The organism is Flaviaesturariibacter aridisoli, assembly GCF_004343705.1.
GTDB lineage: Bacteria > Bacteroidota > Bacteroidia > Chitinophagales > Chitinophagaceae > Flavisolibacter > Flavisolibacter aridisoli.
The window spans coordinates 17,918-34,494 of the sequence record NZ_SKFH01000024.1 but is presented as its reverse complement, the minus strand read 5'-3'; the positions used below and the strand labels follow the sequence as shown (position 1 = coordinate 34,494).

The following is a 16,577-nucleotide window of genomic DNA, read 5'->3' as shown; positions in this document are numbered from 1 at the left end:
GCCCCCGCTACTTTTTCCCCGTCCCCTTCCGGATCACCTTCTCCAACCGCTTGCGCTTGCTCTCGGTTTCCACATCGGGCAGCCGCAGGGTCAGCGTTTGCAGGAAGGTGGGCCAATTTTCATCGTTCACCAACGGCAGCGTTTTTTCCGCGTACGTGGGCAGCTGGTTCACCGGCGCCCGGAGCAGTTGCTCGTTGAGCAGCGCAAAGGCGTCGGCCGCATAGCGCTCCATCGAGCCGAGTGCCACGAGGATGTTGACGCAATGATCTTTCGTGATGACGGAGCCCGCATCGGCGGCCGCTACAATAGTGCCGAGGGCCGCGTGGATCGCATCGGGCACTTCGCCCACGATGCTGCTCAACGCCGTCATGGCGCCCCATTGCAGGCGGTTGTTTGGATGCGTCAACAAGCCGATGAAGGTTTGCGCGTACGGAGCGATCAGCGCGGGATCGATCGCGCCGATCTCGTACAGCACCTTGATGCTGTCGGCCTGGAGGTCTTTCTTTTTACCGGAGAGCAGGTCAACGAGCTCTTTAACGGCACCCGTATCTTTCGCACCAGCAATGACCTTCGCCAGTTCCACGTTGGGCGCTTCGTCGCGGCGGTCGAGCGATGAAGCCAGTTTGTCCTGTACGCTTGTCTTATTCATAGGGAAGAAGGGAACCGTGTTATTCCGAAACGAGGCAAGTGGCGGGGCGTTGCTGGCGATACTGCTCTTCGAGCAGGCTTTTCAGCGTCGCCAGGCTCTCGTCCATGTCGCGGGCAAAGTTGCGCTCGAACAGGGGCAGGAGCCCGTTCAGCGGGAAGGGCAGCTTCCCGCCGTTACTCAGCACCACTTTGGTTTGCTCCTCCGCCAGTGACTCCAGGGCCATGTGGGCATAGGCGGTCACGCGCATCGGCTTTACGAAGCGGAGCTCCGTTTCGATCCGTTCCCCTTCCACGATGGCCGTGATCTCCTTTTCGCCTTCGCCGGCGCTCTTGTTGCCGCTCCAGGCATACACGAAGCCGACGGTGCCGTCGGTGCCGCGGAACTCCTTCCTGCGGTCCGCGTCGGTCTTTGCCCACTTGTTGAAGCGCTCCTGGTTTTCGAGCAGCTTCAGGAAATCGAATACCTGCCGCCGCGGGGCCCCGATGACCACTTCGCGGGCTACGTGGTAGCTCCGCTTCAGGAACAGCGCGAGGAGCAACAGCAGGGCGACGAGGCCGGCTACAACGAGGAGGATGGTCACAAGGAGGTTCATAAGCGGTGTTTGGAGCGCGCCGGTGGATGCGGCGCAGGCGGCAAGAAAAGAAGAAGGAACGGAATGCGCAAATAATGCTTCGGGCTATCCCTTCCGCGCCACCAGCGCGTACAGCATCGGGATCTTGTCGCCCAGGTGTTCGATGCGGAACTGTTTCGGCGCCACTTCCACCGTATGACGGAAGCAGTTGTAGGGCGAGTAGTCGTATTCGTTGAACACTTCCAGCGCCAGCCCGTTGCGGAGCAGGGCACCGATCACTTCGGCGAGGCCGTGGTTCCAGCACACGTACTTCTGCGAGATAGGGGCGTCGCGGTCGGCGTAGGTGCCGCTTTCGGTTTCCACGATGGGACCGCTGTTGAAGTAGCGGTAGGCCACCTTTTGAAAGTCGTCGTCGAAGGTCCACACGAAGGGATGGAATTCGGCAAACACGAAGCGGCCACCGGGCTTCAGGTAGCGGGCGATGAGGGCCGCCCAGCGATCAATGTCGGGGAGCCAGCCGATGGTGCCGTAAGAGGAGAAGACGATGTCGAAGGTTTCGTCGAGGTGCTGCGGCAGGTCGTACAGGTTGCAGCACACGAAGCGGGCGTCTGTGCCGGCATCGCGGGCGAGGCCGCGGGCCGCGTCGATGGCTTTGTCGGAGAGGTCCACACCCGTGGCCGCGGCGCCCATACGCGCCAGCGAGATCGTGTCCTGCCCGAAGTGGCACTGCAGGTGCAGCAGCGACTGGCCGGCGACGTTGCCCAGCAGTTCGAGCTCGATGGCGTTGAGCGAAGACGCGCCGCGGAGGAAGCCGGGCACGTCGTAGAAGTCCGAGCGCAGGTGCGCCTCGGTGCGGTTATTCCAGGAGTCGCGGTTTACCGCAACGTAGTCGGGAGTGGTTGCCATGGCGGCAAGGTACTTATTTGCGGGGCTTGTCGGCACGCAGGAAGACGGCCTCGGTGCCGGTGGCGTCGCGCATCCGGAGGGTGTCGGCCTGCAGCACCAGCACGCTGAAGTTGATGGGGCCGCGGGGCGAAACGGTGCTCAGCGTCCGCTTCTTGGCATCGTAGCGATACGTGCCCCGGGTATCCTGCTGCAACTTCCCTCCCGTATAAATACGGATGGAGAAGGAGTCCTTCCCAAAGAAGCGGAGCGTGTCGCGGTAGTCGGGTGGCAGGGCGCTGTTGTTCTCGAAGTACGAGGTCCAGGCGCCGCTCACCGGGTCCGCACCCGGGGTGGTATTGCAAGCGGCGCAAAGCAGGAGGAGAAAGAAGGCAATTCGTGTCATGGAAAGAAATGAGGTGAGACCGGAACAGGGAAGATAGGAGAATACTTGAGAACATGATTACATGAGTACATGATTGTAAAGGGAGTACCTCCCTCAAATATTCTAGTAATCATCTATTCTATTATTCAAGTACTCCCCCTCCGTCACTCTTTAACTCTTCTTAATCGCCAATCCGGCGAATGGTCATCTGTCCGCCTTCGCCATCCAGGAGGCGCAGCGTGTCGTGCGCCTGCTGGGGCACAAAGAAGGCGCCGTTGCCCGTGGGGGCGAAGGTGAGCAGGGCCTTGCGGACGGTATCGTAGCGGTAGGTGCCTTTTGTTTCCTGCACGAGGCCGTTGGCGTTGTATACCCGGATCGAAAAGGCGCTGTCGGTGCTGAACTGCAGCGTGTCGTGGTAGCCGGGCTCGGGCAGCGAGTCTTTATCGAGCACGGAGGTCCAGGTGCCGGCGAAGGTGCTTTTGGGCTTCGCTGCGGTGCCGGTTTTGGTTTTGTCGCCGCAGGCGGCGGCGAGGAGCGCGAGGCCTAAGAGGATGGGGTAACGCATAGTCAAAGGGTTTTAGAAGACGGCGCGCAGCCGCGCCCGGGGCTAAGATACGGAGGTTTGTGTGGAGGCAGACGCGCAGCGTCATTGCGGGCGTCCGCCTGTCGATCCACCGAAAGAGCGACGTCCCGGCCTGGGCGGGTTCCCTCCATCTTCCACCCACAAAAATGCCGGGGCATCGCCCCGGCACTTCATGATTCCTTGTTCGATAGGCTCAGAGGTATTTCTTGATCTCTTCCAGCAGTTCCGCCCGCATGATCGGCTCGCCCTTGGTCTTGTGGAAGCCCTTGGCGTCGATGAGAAACTGGTCGCGCACCAGTTTGATCAGCTGGCCGTTGTTGATCTCCGGTATTAATACGGTATCGTATTGCTTCAGCAGCTCGCCCAGGTTGCGCGGGAAGGGGCGGATGTAACGCAGGTGCGCATGCGCCACGGCGTGGCCGGCGTCTACGAGCTCTTTTACGACGGTCTTGATCACCCCATACGTGGAGCCCCAGCCCAGCACGAGCACTTTGCCTGTGTCGGGACCGTTATCGAGCTCCTGCCCGGGAATGTAGTCGGCGATCTTGTCCACTTTTTCCTGGCGCAGGCGCACCATCGTCTGGTGGTTCTCGGGGTCGTAGCTCACGTTGCCGGTCACGTTCTCTTTTTCGAGGCCGCCGATGCGGTGCTCGAGGCCCGGCGTGCCGGGGATGGCCCAGGGACGCACGCCTTTCTCGTTGCGGAGGTAGGGCTGAAACTTCGGCTCGCTGTGCCCGAGTTCGGTCTTGAATTCGGTATGAATGGCCGGCAGCATCTCGGTGTTGGGAAACTGCCAGGGCTCGGCCCCGTTGGCGATGTAGCCGTCGGAAAGAAAGATCACGGGGGTCATATGCTCCACGGCGATGCGGCAGGCTTCGTACACGCCTTCAAAGCAATCGGAGGGCGTGCTGGCCGCCAGCACGGGCATCGGGCTTTCGCCGTTGCGGCCGTACACGGCTTGCAGGAGGTCGCTCTGCTCGGTCTTGGTGGGCAGGCCGGTGGAGGGGCCGCCGCGCTGCACATCCACGATCACGAGGGGCAGCTCCAGCATGAGGGCGAGGCCCATCGCTTCGGTCTTGAGCGCCATGCCCGGCCCCGAGGTGGTGGTGACGCCCAGCTGGCCGCCATAGGCCGCGCCGATGGCCGCTGAAATGCCGGCGATCTCGTCTTCGGCCTGGAAGGTGCGCACGCCGAAATTCTTGTGCTTCGACAGCTCGTGGAGGATGTCGGAAGCCGGCGTGATGGGATAGGTGCCCAGGAAGAGCGGCAGGCCGCTCTTCACCGAGGCGGCGATGAGGCCGTAGGCCAGCGCCTGGTTGCCCATGATGGAGCGGTAGGAGCCCACCGCCATTTTCGCCTTTTCCACTACATATTGCGTGGTAAAGGTCTCGGTGGTGTCGCCGTAGTGGTAGCCGGCGCGGAGCACGCGCAGGTTGGACTCGAGGATGTCGGGCTTTTTGGCGAATTTCTCCTGGAGAAACTGCTCGGTGCTGTCGATGTTGCGGCCGTACATCCAGTAGAGGAAGCCGAGCACGAACATGTTCTTGGCGCGGTCCTTCTCCTTGGTTCCCAGCTTGTCTTCCTTGAGGGCCTCGCGGGTCATCTTGGTCACGTCCATGCGGATGACCTCGTAGCCCTCGAGCGAGTTGTCCTCGATCGGGTTGACCCCATCGGGGTAGTTGGCCAGACGCAGGTTCTTGGCGTCGAAGCCGTCCACGTTCACGATGATCTTGCCGCCCTTTTTGAGGTGCTTCAGGTTCACCTTGAGCGCCGCGGCGTTCATGGCCACGAGCACGTCGTAGGCGTCGCCGGGCGTGTGGATGGAGTTGGAGGAGAAGTGCAGCTGGAAGCCCGAAACACCGGGGAGGGTGCCGATGGGGGCACGGATCTCGGCGGGGAAGTCGGGGAAGGTGGAGAGGTCCACGCCCAGCAGCGCGGTATTATTGGTAAACTGGGTACCGGTGAGCTGCATGCCGTCGCCGGAGTCCCCGGCGAACTTGATGACCACATCTTGTACCAGCTCTTGCTTACGTTCCATAGTGGCCGCAAAGGTACGCCGCTCCGCGGCGAATAGCGAACCCGGAACAAGGATTTAAGATTATCGAAGGAGGGCAAAACGCCCCCTCTGCTTCCTTATTTGCTATTCCTCGCTCCCCGTTCGCCATCAGGAACCAAAAATCCCCGCACAAAGCGGGGATTTCAGGTTCGGTGCAGGCCGTCATAGTGGACGGATTTTCAAATTCTGTTAAGGTCGGAATCGGGAGAGGCCTGCCGATCTTTCATAGGATGACGGATCATTGGGGTTTTTCAGGACAGCGGATTGGTTCTTTTCGAAGGATTGGATTGTTTTGGCTTTTCATTGGATGGTTCCACAAAGCTACGCTCCACCTCGGCCGTAACGTTTTTCGGCGTGGCTTTTCTGCGCAAATTGGGGGATAACGCGAAGCGCCGCTAAAGGTTGTACCTAAGGGCTCCTGCCTGATTCCTGCCGTTGATCTTAGAATTCCCTTAGAGCCCCGAAGGCACCACCCTTTCGGCGAAACGGGTCCGGATGGCGGCAGGATCGGACCAATCGAGGGCGACTACGTCGTTCAGCACGTTCACCAGCATATCGAAGGAGGCCGGCTTGCGGAAAAACAGGCTTACCCCGGCAGCGTAGGCTTCGTGCACCAGTTCCGGGGCGTCGGCGGAGCTGTACATGACCACCGGCACCCCCGACAGGGCGTTGGCCTGTAACAGGGCGAGGCACTCAATGCCGTTCTTCTTCGGCATGTTCATGTCCATGAAAATGAGGTCGGGGCCAAAACGCCGGACGGCGGCCACGAGTTCATCACAGCCGTCGACGCTGTGCAGCACGATCGGAACGGGGAGTTCGGAGAGCGCGCTTCCCAGCAGGAAGGCGTCGTCGGGGTCGTCGTCGACCAGCAGGATCCTTTCAATAGCGGTTTGCATAAAACGATGTTTTTTGCGGGTAGGCAGGGAAAGGGGGAACTGCGGCGGAGAGGAGGCTGCCGTGAAGGGCAAAGGTAGTGCATTTGCGGGTGGGCGGGGCGCATGGCCCGCGCTTATCTTAGCGCCAAATAAATTTCCAGCTTATGATCCGTCATGCATCTGCCGTTTGGAACGGCTCCGGCAAGGAAGGCAAGGGTACCCTTAGCTCGCAGAGCGGGGTGCTGCAGCAAACGCAATACTCGTTCAATAGCCGCTTTGCCGATGGCACCGGCACCAACCCCGAAGAACTGGTCGCCGCGGCCCACGCGGGCTGCTTTACCATGAAACTCAGCTTCGTGCTCGGCGAAGGCGGCTTTACGCCCGACTCGCTCGAGACGAAGTGCGATATCAACTTCGAGAACGGCACCATCACCAGCTCGCACCTCACGGTGAGCGGCAAGGTGCCCGGCATCTCCGAAGAGCAGTGGCAGGCCGCCGTCAAGAAGGCCGAGCAGGAATGCCCTATTTCGAAGCTGCTGACGCAAGGCACGAAGATCAGCTCCGAAGGAAAGCTTGCCTGAGGCAGTTTATAGTTTGAAGTTTGTAGTTTGTAGTTGCGCAAGCGACGACATACGAGCCCTAATAAAGCCCCGCCATTGGTGGGGCTTTCTTGTTGCGATGCCGTACTGTCCCACACCGGAAACCGGAAACCGGAAACCGGCAACCAGCAACCCGAAACCTCCCCTACCGCAACTTCTTCAGGAAGAATTCCTTGTTGAGCCGCAAAAACGCGGAATAGCCGTACTCGAGCTTTTTGTTGTTGAGGTCGTAGTAGGGCTCCAGGCGAAGGTCGATGTTGACGTTGGGGAACAGCGTCTTGTCGTAGATAAAGGTGGCAAAGAGCAGCTGGCGGTCGGGCTCGCCGAAGTTGGGCAGCTTTTCGGAGATCGAATTGTAGAGGGGCAGTCCCAGCGGCCCGTAAAAGGTGGCACCTTTCCAGTAGCGGAGCTCCAGGTCGAGGTTCCACTTTGATTTCAGCAGCAGGGTCGACAGCCAGCCATAACCTTCGTTGTAGAGGCGAAGCTTGTTGCCCGAAATGTTTTTATACCCCACATAATAATGATCGGTCTGCACCGAGCGCAGTGCGCCGCCCTCACGCAAGGGGAAGGCCAGCGACAAGCCCGCGGCGCCGTTGAACAACGATTCGATAGCATTGGGCGAGGTGGAGATCTGCCCGCCGTAGTGGCTGACCAGCACTTGCAGGGGCACGGTCAGCGTAAAGCCGGGACGGTTGATGAGTCGGGTGCGCGTGGAAATGCCCGAGTTGAGTTGTTCGCGGAAGACGTCGTCGATGACGATCGACTCGCGCCAGTCGATGAACCAATCGCCCCAAAAGGCGCCTTTTTCATACTTCAACTGCAGTCCCTGCTCGTTGCGGGTGGTGGCGGCGCGCTCCACGTCGTTCATACCGGTGCGCTCCATGCGGCCCACGATGTACCGCTCGATATTGTAGAGCGGCTCCACGAAGCGGTGGTTGAGCCCCCCCTCGAGGGTGCCCATGATGAACGTGAGGCCTTTCTTCTGGTATTTCGCCTGGAACTGCGGCTCCACGGTAACGAGGCCGGGGCGGCCGAACTCACGGCGCAGCAGCAGGCCGCCTTTGAAAGCAATGTGCTCGTTGAGCTGGTACTGAAGCTGGGGAATTACCAGCGTACCCAAAAGCGTGTAACTGTTGGGGATATTCCCGAACCATTCGTAGTTGCGGAGGTAGTTGATGTTGTCCACCTGCAGGCTCAGCCGACCTGCGTTTTCGGGGCGCAGCGCGGCCGTATCGCGAAAGATCGGGTAGTCGGTCTGGGCGGAAGCGGAGCCGATGGCCCCTGCGGCCAGCAGGGCCAGCAAGGCTTTTCTCATCAATCGTTAGTTTTAAGAGGGGCGTAAGGTAGGGCTTATTTCGGATAGCCCCGGCAAACATGGCATAATTTTTTAATTTATAACAACCGCTCCGTAACCGTTCCACAATAAGCCGACCTGCCCGACAATGAATGATCTGCGCCTGTTCCGAAAGGAGCGGCGCCGGAACCATTTGTTCATCAAAAACAACAATCATGAGTCATCGCAGAGACAAGCGCGAGCGCGCGCAAAGCCAGGGCAATAACAACCAGAAAGGCGGCAGCGGCAACAGCCAGCAAACCCCCGGCCTGGCCCGTGGCAATGAGCAGCAAGTGTCCGATCAGCCTGGTAACACCTCGGAGCGCAGCCGCGGTACGAGCGGCAATGACCGCCAGGGTGGCAGCGGCGGTTCCAGCCGGAGTGGCCGGTAAACCCGCTGGCAGGAGCCGGCGGCCGTGAGCGCAAAGACGGAATTCTTAACCCGGCCGCCGGCTCATTCCTAGGCATCAATGCTCTTCCTTACAGACGTACCATGCCCGTCTTAGAGTGCACCGGGCTCCTCCGGGGCACGCATGGACTCCCTCTCATCATTAAATCAGGAAACATGAAAGAGAACAATCAGAATCTCGACCCGCAACGCGACCGGCTGTCGAACAACGACCGCCGGCAACAACAAGAACAACAACAGAACGTGAGTCATTCGGGTGGCCAAAGCAGCGACAGCCGCACCAACAGCGGCGGTGTAGCCGACCTGGGTAACACGGGCAACGCCACGCGCCGCGGCGATTCGGGTATCAGTACGAAGCGCAGTGTGACGGGCTCCGATTACGACGGACAAGTGTCGGGCTCCTGACGAGCTTGTGCCAGAGGGCACTTGGGTCAAAGCTTCTACAAAGCTTGCCGGGCGTGGCTTTCGGCGCCCACCGGCTCGCATGATGGTAAACGTAAGCCGGTACGGCATGGGATTTATTACCATTCCTACCGCATATTTTTTCTTCATTCAAAATCAACAGTCATGGAGAACAATCAAAGAAACCAGGGCCAGGAACAGGGTCGTTCCGGCAACATTGGCGGCTCTCAGCAGGGCCTCGGTGGTCAATCCCAAAACACCAGCGGCGGCTCTCAGCAGGGCGGCGGCATGGGTAACAGCGGCAGCCAGAGCGGCGATCAGAACCGTAGTGGCTCCCAAAGCGGCGATCAAAACCGCAGCGGCTCCCAGGGCGGCTCTCAGCGCAGTTCCGAAGGCCTCGGCAATCAAAGCCAGGGCACCAGCTCGGGCAGCCAGAGCGGCCAGGGCCAAAGTGGCCGTAGCTCCGGCTCGGATTACGGTTCTTCTTCCGGTGGTTCGAACCTCAACAGCGGCGACAGTGGCCGTGGCGGCTCCAGCCAGTCGGGCGGCTCTACGGGCCGTGAAGGTGGCATGTAAGTCACCACGATTTGCTTGTTAGTTAACTAATGAAAGAACGCCCTGTATTTCTACGGGGCGTTCTTTTTCCTAAAACGAATAGTCATGGACGAAAAAGATCAGAACGAACGGGCCCAGGCTTACCCGAAGCCCACGCAAACCGACAGCCAGCACAAGGAGCAGGGCGAGTACCTGCAGCGCCAGAGCAGTCGCCTTACCGAGCAATCGGAGGGCAGCGACACCCGCCAGGACGTGGAGCAGATGCGCGATGCCAATAACCAGAATACAACGGAGGGCATTCCTTGATCGTTCCGCAACCATCGACGGCACCGGTGATCCTTTGCGGCGCCACCGGCGCGCTGGGCCGCCGCATCGCTCATCACTTACTCCTTCGGGGCGCCGCCGTGCGCGCACTCGTGCGGCCGGGAAGCCGTACGGGTGTTCCTGAACTGCGCGGCGCAACGCTCGTGCCGGTGAACTATGAAGATCGCGGCAGCCTGTTGCAGGCTTGCAGCAGCGGCGGCTGCATTGTGTCGGCCCTGTCCGGGCTCGAAGACGTGATCGTGGACACGCAGAGCCGCCTGCTGGACGCCGCCGTAAAAGCGGGCGTGCCCCGCTTTATTCCTTCCGATTACTGTATCGACTATACGCGCCTGCTGCCGGGCGGCAACCGCAACCTCGACCTGCGCCGCCGTTTTGCCGCGCGCCTCGATGCCGCCCCGCTGCGGGCTACCGGCATCCTCAACGGGATGTTTGCCGACCTGCTCACCGGGCAGGCGCCCGTGGTGCTGCGTAAGCAACGCCGTATTCTTTATTGGGGAAGCGCCGACGTGCCGCTTGACTTTACCACGATGGAAGATACGGCGGCCTACACCGCCGCCGCCGCCCTCGATGAAAGCGCGCCGCGTTACCTGCGCATCGCTGGCGATGTGCGCACGATCCGCCAGCTGCAAGCAGTTGCTGCATCGGTCTTTGGTGAAGAATTCCGGCTGCTTCGCCCAGGTGGGCTGGGCATGCTGCGCACCCTCATCCGGGTGACGCGCTTCCTGGCGCCCGCACGCAAGGAGGTCTTCCCGCCCTGGCAGGGCATGCAATACCTGCACGATATGCTGAGCGGGCAAGCGAAATTGGAAACGCTCGATAATGACCGGTACTCCGACCTCACGTGGATGCCTGTTGCGGAGGTGTTGCGGGCCGGTAATGCAGGGAATGCTTATTCGTAAATCGTGCGGACGGCCTCCTTGTATTTCTCCATGATGGCTTTGCGTTTGAGGCTCAGTTTCGGCGTCAGCTCTCCGCCTTCCACGCTCCACTCTTTCGGCAGCAGTGCGATCTTCTTCACCTGTTCCACCTTGTTGAAATAAACATTGTAGGTATCCACCTGCTGCTGCAGGAATTCGTGCACGCGGCTGTTTTTACAAAGCGCCTCGCGGTTGTTGATATCGATGCCCTGCGTGCCGCACCATTGCTGCAGGCGCGCGAAGTTGGGCACCACCAGTGCACCGGCGAACTTCTGGCCATCACCCACCACCATGATCTGCTCGATAAAGGGCGACTCCACCATGCGCGTTTCGATCGGCAGCGGCGCCACGAACTTGCCGCCGGAGGTCTTGAAAATCTCCTTCTTACGGTCGGTGATCTTGAGGAATTTGCCTTCCTGCATTGTGCCGATATCACCGGTATAGAGCCACCCATCCTTCACCACTTCTTCGGTGAGGTCGGGGCGCTTGTAGTAGCCCATCATCACGTTGGGACCCTTGCACAACACCTCGCCGTCTTCGGCGATCTTCACCTCTACCCCATCGATCGCCGGGCCCACGGTGCCAAAGCGGCGGTTTTCCGGCTCGATATGATTGACCGAAATGACGGGCGACGATTCGGTTTGCCCATAGCCTTCCATGATGGGAATGCCGCCGGCGGTGAATACGCGGATGAGGCGCTCGGGGCAGGCCGCCGCGCCGGTAACGATGCCGCGGATGTTGTTGCCAAGGCCTTCGCGCCACTTGCTGAAAATGAGTTTGTTTGCCAGCTTCAGCTGCAGCCGGTAGCCCAGCGAGCCGGGTTTGGCCACATCGTAACGCTCGCCGAGCCGGAGCGCCCAGAAGAACAGCTTCTTTTTGATGCCGGTCAGCTCGCCCGCCTTCGCCATGATCTTTTCATACACTTTCTCCAACAGGCGCGGCACCGTAGTGAACATTTCCGGTTTTACCTCCTTGAGGTTGTCGCCGAGGGTATCGAGGTTCTCGGCATAGTAGATGGTGACGCCGGCAAAAAGGTAGATAAAGGTGACCGTGCGTTCGAAAATGTGGTTGAGGGGCAGGAATGAAAGCACCTTGCTGCCCCGCCGCACCGGCAGCAGCGCCTGCGTGGCCAGCACGTTGCTAAGCACGTTGTGGTGCGACAGCATCACGCCTTTGGGAATGCCGGTAGTGCCGGAAGTATAAATGATGGTGAAGAGGTCTTCGGTATTGATGCGCTCGTCGATGGCGGCGAGTTGCTGCTGCTGTTCTTGCGTGCCGCCTTCCAGCAACTCCGTCCAATGCGGAAGGCCGGCGATGCGCTCGAAGCTGTAAATGGCCTGCACCGAGGGACATTCGCCGCGCACCGACTCCACCTTCTGCAGCAGGTCGGCGTCGTTCACGATCACGATCTTCACCTGGGCGTCGTTGAGCACAAAGGCGAGGTCGTTAACATGCACCGTGGGATATACGGGCACCAGCACGGCGCCGGCTTTCTGCACGGCGAGGTCTACCAGCACCCACTCGGGGCGGTTCTTGGCAAGAATGGCGATCTTGTCGCGTCCTTCGATGGACATGTCGCGCGGTCCGATGCCCAGCGCCAGCAGGCCCGTGGCGAGGCGGTTCACATGATCGGCTACCTCGCGCACGTTCCAGGTTCGCCAGCTGCCGCCCTCCTTGCCCGCCAACAGCGGGTTATCGGGAGCGGATTGCAGCAATTGGTCCAGGCAATCGTACAGGCGGCGCGGATGATTCATAAAGCAAAAATAAAGTACCCGGTCAAGTTACTGGAAAAACGAAAACGCAGCGGGCTCAGGTTCTGAGGTAGCGAAGCCAACTCACCGAACCGGAGAGCAATTCCTGCCGGGCAGCCCTTTCAATTTAAAATGCTTGAATGGCGCAGGCACTCCGCGTAACGGAGGAGTTTGCCTCGCTGCGCTCGTAATGACGCTTCGCGTGCATCGCGCAACTACGAACCACAAACTATAAACGACACACGGTTATTGGTAGTATTGCCCCGCCGGCATCCGGAACACCCGTCCCTTCTGGAAGGTGCTGAACTTCTCGTATTCGGCTGAATGATTCCGGGCCCAGGTTTCGAAGGCGGGCAGGTTTTCGGCCGTGCCGAAGAGCCACTGGTTATACGCATCGAAGAGGCCTTCGCGCAGCAGTTGCTGCTGGTAGTCGAACAGCTTGAAGGGGAATCGTCCCTGGTAGGTTTTGCTCCAGTCGAGGATGAAGCGCGCACGGATCATCGTCAGCACCTCGGGGTTGAGGCCGCGGTTGGCGAGTGACGATTGCTTGCCCATCGTTTCGAGGAAGGCCCGCGAAAAGTCGGAAGGCTTCTTCTGCTCCTGCAGCATGTCGGCGTCGGTAAACAGCTTCTCCTTGTAGGCCGACAGCAGCAGTCCGCGCATGGCGGTACCGCGCTCGCTGAGGCTTTCCATGTTCACGAAGATCTCTCCGTATACGAGCGTCCAGGTCTTGTCCTTGGTATAGAAGTAATACAGGGCCGCATTGTAGTAGTTGCCGCTGAAGGCGGGGTCTTCCTTGATGCCCTTTTCCCATTGATCGATGGCCGTGAAATCTTTTTTCGCCCAGAGCAGCTCACCATACTCGCTGTAGAGGGGACCGCTTTTCGGGAACTTTTTCAGGCCCGAGCGGTACAGCTTTTCGGCGTCTTTCACGCGCTCTAGGGCCTTGTATACGTTGCCGGCGATCTGGTAGGCCGGAACGTCCACGTCGGGATGATCGATCATCTCTTTGGCGATGTCGAGCGCCTTGTTGTAATCGCGCTTCAGGTAGAGGGCCATCGCGAGCTCTTTTTGCAGGTCGAGGCTGTTGCGGTCGGCCTGCAGCCCACGGGTAAGCACCAGGACGGCGTTGTCGTAATCACCCGAGCGCAGGAAGGCGCGGCCGGTTTCCAGCGGACTATCCTGGGCCGCAGCGGCCAGCGACAGCGACAGGGCCAGCAGAGCGGAAAAGAGTCGTTTCATGGGCACAAAATACGGTGAACGGCCCTTTCGGGGCCGTTAAAATCTCTGATGTCTGATGTCTGATTTGGCTGGCGCACGAAAAAAGAAAGGACCGCAACGCGATCCGTTCCCTATCAGACATCCGACATCGGAGACCAGGCATCAAATCAGGTGTGTGAGCAACCCGTCGCGGAGCTTCGGCTCGAACCAGGTGCTCTTGGGCGGCATCACCTCGCCGGAGTCGGCGATGTCGAAGAGTTGCTGGATGCTGACGGGGTAGAGGCTGAAGGCCGCGGCCTCGCCGCCCTGCACACGCTTTTCGAGCTCGCCCAGGCCGCGGATGCCGCCCACGAAGTCGACGCGGTTGTCGGTGCGCGGGTCCTGGATGCCGAGGATGCGGTCGAGCACGTTTTCCTGAAGGATCGTTACGTCGAGCACGCCGATAGGATCGTTCTGGTAGGTGCCTTGCTTCGCGGTCAGCGTATACCACTGGTTGCCGAGGTACATCCCGAACTGGTGGAGCGACGCGGGCTGCACGGCTTTGTCGGCAGTCTGTACGTCGAAGCTTTCCTTCACCTTTTCCAGGAAGGCCTCGGGCGTCAGTCCATTGAGATCCTTCACGATGCGGTTATAGTCGAGGATGGCGAGCTGGTTGGCCGGGAAGATGGTGGTGAGGAACCACTGTGCGGCTTCGCTGTCGGGGAACCGCTCGCTCACCTTAGCCGCGGAGGCGCAGCGGTGGTGACCGTCGGCGATATAGGTGAAGGGAATTTTCTGTTCAAAGAGGTGCGTGATCGCGTCGATGGTGGCGGCGCCGTCCACGACCCAGATGGCGTGCGTAACGCCGTCGGGCGCGGTGAACACATACTCGGCATCGTGCTGCTTTTTCCAATGCTCGAAAATATCATCGAGTTCCTTGTTGTCTTTACAGGCCAGGAACACGTTGCCGGTCTGCGCGCGGATGGCCGTCATGTGGTCGATGCGGTCCTTTTCCTTTTCGGGGCGGGTGAACTCGTGCTTGCGGATGACGTCGCTGAAGTAGTCCTTCACCGACGACACGCATACGAGGCCCGTCTGCGCGCGGCCGCGCCAGGCCAGTTCGTAGATATAGTAGCAGGGCTTCTCGTCCTGGAACAGCACCTTGCGCTCCTGCAGCGCTTTCAGGTTGGCGTCGGCCTTCTGGTAGACTTCGGCGCTGTGCGTATCGATGCCGGTGGGCAGGTCGATCTCCGACTTCGTTACATGCAGGAAGGAAAGCAGGTTGCCTTCGGCCTCCTGGCGGGCCTCCTCGGAGTTGAGCACGTCGTAAGGCCTGGACGCTACCTGTGCGGCGAATTCATTATGCGGGCGCAGGGCGCGGAACGGACGGATTTGAGCCATTGGAGCAATTTAAGGGGGCAAAGGTAAAAAAGGTTCTTCACTCCCGCCTGAGGCGGGAAAAGCTGCGTGAACAACCTTATCTCTCTTCTAACCCTTTCGCTCCGCAAACTGCTTCATCAGTTCGGTAAATGCCACCACGCTTTCATACGGCAGCGCATTGTACAGCGAAGCACGGAAGCCGCCCACGGAGCGGTGGCCTTTCACGCCCACCATGCCTTCTTCCTTGCAAAGCGCGAGGAAGGCCGCCTCCAGCGCCGGGTCTTCCATCACGAAGCAAACGTTCATCCGGCTGCGGTCTTCTTTGGCAACGGTGGGGCGGAAGAGCGGGATGCTGTCGATGGTATCGTAGAGGAGTTTTGCTTTGCGCTCGTTTTCCTTTTCAATGTGCGTGATGCCGCCCACTTCTTTGAGCCAGCGCAGCGTGAGCAGGCACACGTAGATGGAAAATACCGGTGGCGTGTTGAGCAGCGAGCCCGCCTCAATGTGGGCCCGGTAGTCCATCATCGTCGGCAGCGGCCGCGACACCTTGCCCAGCATGTTCTTATTCACCACTACGATGTTGACGCCCGCGGCGCCGATGTTCTTCTGCGCGCCGGCGTAGATGAGGCCGTATTTGGAAAAGTCCACGCGGCGGCTGAGAATGTCCGAGCTCATATCGGCCACAAGCGGAACACCCTTCTCATAAAAAAGAGAAAGGTCTTGCCACTGTGTGCCGTAGATGGTGTTGTTGGTGGTAAGGTGCAGGTAGGCCGCCGATGGGTCTACGGTCCACTCTTTCGGGAGGAAGGTATAGTTGGCCTCCTTCGAGCTGCACACCACATCCACCCCGCCGAACAGCTTTGCTTCCTTGATCGCCTTCGACGCCCATACGCCAGTGTCGGTGTAGGCCGCGCGCGCTTTTTCGTCGAGGAGGTTCATCGGCACCTGCATGAACTGCGTGGAGGCGCCGCCGTGCAAAAAGAGCACTTCCTGCTCCGGCAGCAGCTCCATATGCGCGCGCAGCAGCGCCACGGCCTCGTCGATCACCGCCTGGAAGAGCGGCGTGCGGTGGCCGATCTCCAGGATGGAAAGGCCGGTACCGTTGAAGTCGAGCAGGCTGCGGGCCGCTTCCTCGAAAACACTCTTCGGCAGGATCGAAGGGCCGGCGTTGAAGTTGTGCAAGGTCTTGGGAGTGGTCACGGTCGGTAGTTTGAGGGCAAATATCCGGCTTTGCGGGGTGGAAGGAAGGGAACAGTTTCGGTAAAAGAAGGCAGAACAAGAGCAAGAAGGGCGGAACCCTTCGTTTTTTATTCCTCCTTACACGTACCCGCCAGCTGCAGCACCGTAACGGCGAAATGCCGCGCCGCATCGTTCACCTGCTGCGTCGTACTAAACAGGCGCGGCTCCGTAACGACGAGAAGCAGCCCTGTAACGGCCATGGACAACGCCGTAATGACGGGACGAAGCGCCGTACTGTCCAAAGACAGCTCCGTAATGACCGGACGCAGCACCGTAATGACGGGACGCAGCTTCGTAATCCGGAAACGCAGCTCCGTAACGACCAGCCACACTGCCGTAATGTCAAAACGCAGTGCCGTAATGTCAAAAAACTGCGCCGTATAAATGAATAGTGTACTATCTAAAGCACTCATTTTCATCCAGCCATAACAGAAAACGCCTTTTTGAGCCGGTCAGGCAGAAAAAAA

19 protein-coding genes are annotated in these 16,577 nt (G+C 59.8%); 6 read left to right on the top strand and 13 right to left on the bottom strand.

Annotated features, from left to right (window positions below; translation table 11 throughout):
* Positions 1-7: 7 nt before the first annotated feature.
* The 7 genes from E0486_RS13345 to E0486_RS13315 form a co-directional block, all read right to left on the bottom strand.
* A complete protein-coding gene (locus E0486_RS13345) occupies positions 8-649 on the bottom strand; it encodes a hypothetical protein (RefSeq protein ID WP_131852677.1) in 642 nt (213 codons plus the stop codon).
* A 19-nt stretch (positions 650-668) separates the two neighbouring features.
* A complete protein-coding gene (locus tag E0486_RS13340; protein WP_131852676.1) occupies positions 669-1,241 on the bottom strand; it encodes an SRPBCC family protein in 573 nt (190 codons plus the stop codon).
* An 84-nt stretch (positions 1,242-1,325) separates the two neighbouring features.
* A complete protein-coding gene (locus tag E0486_RS13335; protein ID WP_131852675.1) occupies positions 1,326-2,126 on the bottom strand; it encodes a class I SAM-dependent methyltransferase in 801 nt (266 codons plus the stop codon).
* A 13-nt stretch (positions 2,127-2,139) separates the two neighbouring features.
* The gene (locus E0486_RS13330; RefSeq protein WP_131852674.1) at positions 2,140-2,508 is read right to left on the bottom strand and encodes a hypothetical protein; all 369 of its coding nucleotides are present in this window, start codon (positions 2,506-2,508) and stop codon (positions 2,140-2,142) included.
* A gap of 160 nt (positions 2,509-2,668) precedes the next feature.
* A complete protein-coding gene (locus E0486_RS13325) occupies positions 2,669-3,052 on the bottom strand; it encodes a hypothetical protein (RefSeq protein ID WP_131852673.1) in 384 nt (127 codons plus the stop codon).
* A gap of 211 nt (positions 3,053-3,263) precedes the next feature.
* On the bottom strand, positions 3,264-5,108 hold the full coding sequence (locus E0486_RS13320; protein ID WP_131852672.1) for a 2-oxoacid:acceptor oxidoreductase subunit alpha: 1,845 nt from the start codon (positions 5,106-5,108) through the stop codon (positions 3,264-3,266).
* Positions 5,109-5,578: 470 nt separating this feature from the next.
* Positions 5,579-6,022: a response regulator gene (locus E0486_RS13315; protein WP_131852671.1), complete on the bottom strand. Its 444-nt coding sequence runs from the start codon at positions 6,020-6,022 to the stop codon at positions 5,579-5,581.
* A gap of 143 nt (positions 6,023-6,165) precedes the next feature.
* On the opposite strand from E0486_RS13315, the gene E0486_RS13310 reads away from it, so the two are divergent.
* Complete coding sequence (locus tag E0486_RS13310) at positions 6,166-6,582, top strand: OsmC family protein (protein WP_131852670.1); 417 nt, start codon at positions 6,166-6,168, stop codon at positions 6,580-6,582.
* Positions 6,583-6,745: 163 nt separating this feature from the next.
* On the opposite strand, the gene E0486_RS13305 is transcribed toward E0486_RS13310, so the two are convergent.
* Positions 6,746-7,915 (bottom strand): hypothetical protein, encoded by a 1,170-nt coding sequence (locus E0486_RS13305; RefSeq protein WP_131852669.1) that lies wholly within the window; start codon positions 7,913-7,915, stop codon positions 6,746-6,748.
* A 194-nt stretch (positions 7,916-8,109) separates the two neighbouring features.
* On the opposite strand from E0486_RS13305, the gene E0486_RS13300 reads away from it, so the two are divergent.
* From E0486_RS13300 to E0486_RS13280, 5 genes are all read left to right on the top strand, one after another.
* A complete protein-coding gene (locus tag E0486_RS13300; protein ID WP_131852668.1) occupies positions 8,110-8,325 on the top strand; it encodes a hypothetical protein in 216 nt (71 codons plus the stop codon).
* 173 nt (positions 8,326-8,498) lie between these two features.
* Positions 8,499-8,747 (top strand): hypothetical protein, encoded by a 249-nt coding sequence (locus tag E0486_RS13295; protein WP_131852667.1) that lies wholly within the window; start codon positions 8,499-8,501, stop codon positions 8,745-8,747.
* 162 nt (positions 8,748-8,909) lie between these two features.
* Positions 8,910-9,320, top strand: a complete 411-nt coding sequence (locus E0486_RS13290; RefSeq protein ID WP_131852666.1) for a hypothetical protein — start codon at positions 8,910-8,912, stop codon at positions 9,318-9,320.
* 84 nt (positions 9,321-9,404) lie between these two features.
* A complete protein-coding gene (locus E0486_RS13285) occupies positions 9,405-9,605 on the top strand; it encodes a hypothetical protein (RefSeq protein ID WP_131852665.1) in 201 nt (66 codons plus the stop codon).
* On the top strand, positions 9,602-10,522 hold the full coding sequence (locus tag E0486_RS13280) for an NmrA family NAD(P)-binding protein (protein ID WP_131852664.1): 921 nt from the start codon (positions 9,602-9,604) through the stop codon (positions 10,520-10,522). The genes E0486_RS13285 and E0486_RS13280 overlap by 4 nt, the downstream gene beginning before the upstream one ends.
* Here the strand turns inward: E0486_RS13280 and E0486_RS13275 are convergent.
* From E0486_RS13275 to E0486_RS13255, 5 genes are all read right to left on the bottom strand, one after another.
* Complete coding sequence (locus tag E0486_RS13275) at positions 10,513-12,294, bottom strand: AMP-dependent synthetase/ligase (protein WP_131852663.1); 1,782 nt, start codon at positions 12,292-12,294, stop codon at positions 10,513-10,515. The genes E0486_RS13280 and E0486_RS13275 overlap by 10 nt on opposite strands.
* Before the next feature lie 243 nt (positions 12,295-12,537).
* Complete coding sequence (locus tag E0486_RS13270; protein WP_131852662.1) at positions 12,538-13,533, bottom strand: tetratricopeptide repeat protein; 996 nt, start codon at positions 13,531-13,533, stop codon at positions 12,538-12,540.
* Positions 13,534-13,674: 141 nt separating this feature from the next.
* Positions 13,675-14,892, bottom strand: a complete 1,218-nt coding sequence (locus tag E0486_RS13265; protein WP_131852661.1) for a DUF1015 domain-containing protein — start codon at positions 14,890-14,892, stop codon at positions 13,675-13,677.
* Positions 14,893-14,979: 87 nt separating this feature from the next.
* A complete protein-coding gene (serC, locus tag E0486_RS13260) occupies positions 14,980-16,071 on the bottom strand; it encodes a 3-phosphoserine/phosphohydroxythreonine transaminase (protein ID WP_243697440.1) in 1,092 nt (363 codons plus the stop codon).
* Positions 16,072-16,178: 107 nt separating this feature from the next.
* Positions 16,179-16,523: a hypothetical protein gene (locus tag E0486_RS13255; protein WP_131852660.1), complete on the bottom strand. Its 345-nt coding sequence runs from the start codon at positions 16,521-16,523 to the stop codon at positions 16,179-16,181.
* Positions 16,524-16,577 lie beyond the last annotated feature (54 nt).

Excerpts from the sequence above, each read along its gene's own strand:
- E0486_RS13315 (WP_131852671.1), bottom strand. The coding sequence starts at position 6,022 with ATGCAAACCGCTATTGAAAGGATCCTGCTGGTCGACGACGACCCCGAC.
- E0486_RS13255 (WP_131852660.1), bottom strand. The coding sequence starts at position 16,523 with ATGAGTGCTTTAGATAGTACACTATTCATTTATACGGCGCAGTTTTTT.
- E0486_RS13300 (WP_131852668.1), top strand. The coding sequence starts at position 8,110 with ATGAGTCATCGCAGAGACAAGCGCGAGCGCGCGCAAAGCCAGGGCAAT.
- E0486_RS13335 (WP_131852675.1), bottom strand. The coding sequence starts at position 2,126 with ATGGCAACCACTCCCGACTACGTTGCGGTAAACCGCGACTCCTGGAAT.
- E0486_RS13295 (WP_131852667.1), top strand. The coding sequence starts at position 8,499 with ATGAAAGAGAACAATCAGAATCTCGACCCGCAACGCGACCGGCTGTCG.
- E0486_RS13305 (WP_131852669.1), bottom strand. The coding sequence starts at position 7,915 with ATGAGAAAAGCCTTGCTGGCCCTGCTGGCCGCAGGGGCCATCGGCTCC.
- E0486_RS13340 (WP_131852676.1), bottom strand. The coding sequence starts at position 1,241 with ATGAACCTCCTTGTGACCATCCTCCTCGTTGTAGCCGGCCTCGTCGCC.
- E0486_RS13320 (WP_131852672.1), bottom strand. The coding sequence starts at position 5,108 with ATGGAACGTAAGCAAGAGCTGGTACAAGATGTGGTCATCAAGTTCGCC.
- E0486_RS13345 (WP_131852677.1), bottom strand. The coding sequence starts at position 649 with ATGAATAAGACAAGCGTACAGGACAAACTGGCTTCATCGCTCGACCGC.
- E0486_RS13330 (WP_131852674.1), bottom strand. The coding sequence starts at position 2,508 with ATGACACGAATTGCCTTCTTTCTCCTCCTGCTTTGCGCCGCTTGCAAT.
- E0486_RS13270 (WP_131852662.1), bottom strand. The coding sequence starts at position 13,533 with ATGAAACGACTCTTTTCCGCTCTGCTGGCCCTGTCGCTGTCGCTGGCC.
- E0486_RS13310 (WP_131852670.1), top strand. The coding sequence starts at position 6,166 with ATGATCCGTCATGCATCTGCCGTTTGGAACGGCTCCGGCAAGGAAGGC.
- E0486_RS13265 (WP_131852661.1), bottom strand. The coding sequence starts at position 14,892 with ATGGCTCAAATCCGTCCGTTCCGCGCCCTGCGCCCGCATAATGAATTC.
- E0486_RS13275 (WP_131852663.1), bottom strand. The coding sequence starts at position 12,294 with ATGAATCATCCGCGCCGCCTGTACGATTGCCTGGACCAATTGCTGCAA.
- E0486_RS13290 (WP_131852666.1), top strand. The coding sequence starts at position 8,910 with ATGGAGAACAATCAAAGAAACCAGGGCCAGGAACAGGGTCGTTCCGGC.
- E0486_RS13285 (WP_131852665.1), top strand. The coding sequence starts at position 9,405 with ATGGACGAAAAAGATCAGAACGAACGGGCCCAGGCTTACCCGAAGCCC.
- E0486_RS13325 (WP_131852673.1), bottom strand. The coding sequence starts at position 3,052 with ATGCGTTACCCCATCCTCTTAGGCCTCGCGCTCCTCGCCGCCGCCTGC.